The 1630-nt window shown below is 72.6% G+C and carries 2 protein-coding genes; both read right to left on the reverse strand.

The window, feature by feature from the left end; genetic code table 11:
- Positions 1-136: 136 nt before the first annotated feature.
- Positions 137-376 (reverse strand): hypothetical protein, encoded by a 240-nt coding sequence (locus tag EHS43_RS44115; protein ID WP_125196006.1) that lies wholly within the window; start codon positions 374-376, stop codon positions 137-139.
- 420 nt (positions 377-796) lie between these two features.
- On the reverse strand, positions 797-1630 hold an 834-nt coding region (locus EHS43_RS44120), incomplete at its 5' end, for a 2-hydroxy-3-oxopropionate reductase (protein ID WP_125196007.1).

The raw sequence follows: 1630 nt of genomic DNA on the forward strand, positions 1-1630 counted from the left end.
TCCTCTACACGTGCCGGCGGGCCCGCACGTGTAGAGGATGTGCCCGGGGCGGGGGCGCGTTGAAGCCCCCCGACCCATGTTCAGAGGTTGATTTGAGGATGCCGTAGCGGGCGTACGACCACTGCCGTACGCCCGCTCACTGCTCGTGGTGCTCGGACAGTCCCGGCCAGTCGTCGGGACCGCCGCCCTGCCACTCCACGATGTCGTCGTCCTCGACCTCGATCCGGTCCAGGTCGGCGAGCCGGAGCAGCTCGACGACGTCGTCCAGGTGCGAGGCGACGCCGAGGTTCTCGTCGTCCGCGGTGACCCGCCGCGACCCGTCCAGCGCCGGGGCGTGCACCACGACATGGGGATGCTGTGCTGGATCTGCTGCCATGCCTTCAGAGTCCTGCGATCCGCGGCGCTCCGCACCCCGGGAACGCGACGGAGCGCCGGATACGGGACCGTCCGTATCCGGCGCTCTGGGTTCCTGCGGTACTGCCGGGACCGCGGCGGCCGCGACGGGACCGGGACACGCTCCTTCCCTCAGGTCGAAGAAGGAGGGCCCGGGACCTTCACCACCGCACTGGCTCGCAGGCCGCCGCGGTCCTCCCCTGCCCGCACCCGGTACCGGGCGACCACCCCTCATCCGGGTCGCCCGGCGCGTCAGGTGCGGCCAGGGAGTCTGTGTGGGGGAGCGGGTTCTGCTCGCTCCCGTCCTCCGGCCGCGGGGGCCGGGGTGGTTCCGGGCGGCGCCACCGCCTGGGCGCGACAGGACAGATGTCGGCGGGGGCGCCACCCGGAGTCTTCGGGGAGGTCAGACCTCGGCGCCCGACAGGCGCTCCACGGCCCGCAGCAGCGCCGAGTGGTCCAGGCCCCCGTCGCCCTGCGCGCGCAGGCTGGCGACCAGCTGGGCGACCACGGCGCCGACGGGCAGGGCCGCGCCGACGTTGCGGGCGGCGTCGGTGACGATGCCCATGTCCTTGTGGTGCAGGTCGATCCGGAAGCCCGGCTTGAAGTCGCGCCGCAGGAAGTTGTCCTTCTTGCGGGCCAGCACGGTCGAACCGGCCAGGCCGCCGCCCAGGACGTCCAGCGCGGCCTTCAGGTCCACGCCCGACTTCTCCAGGAAGACCACGGCCTCGGCGCACGCCTGGATGTTCACGGCCACGATCAGCTGGTTCGCGGCCTTCACGGTCTGGCCCGAGCCGTGCGGACCGCACAGCACGACGGTCCTGCCGAGCGCCTCGAAGATCGGCGCGGCCTCGTCGAAGTCGGCCTGCTCGCCGCCGACCATGATGGACAGCACGGCCTCGATCGCACCGGCCTCACCGCCGGACACGGGCGCGTCCAGAACGCGGACGCCCTTGCCCTTCGCCGCCTTCGCCAGGTCGACCGACGTCTGCGGGGTGATCGAGGACATGTCGATCAGCAGGGCGCCGGAGCGGGCGTTGTCCAGGATGCCGTCGGGGCCGTACGCGACGGCCTCCACCTGGGGGGAGGCGGGCACCATCGTGATGATCACGTCGGCGTCCCGCACGGCCTCGGCGATCGAGCCCGCGGCGGTGCCGCCGGCGGCGGCCAGCCGGTCCAGCTTGTCCCGTTCGAGGGTGAAGCCGGTGACGTCGTAACCCGCCTTCAGCAGGTTCTCGGA

The sequence above is a fragment of the Streptomyces sp. RP5T genome (assembly GCF_003933965.1).
GTDB lineage: Bacteria > Actinomycetota > Actinomycetes > Streptomycetales > Streptomycetaceae > Streptomyces.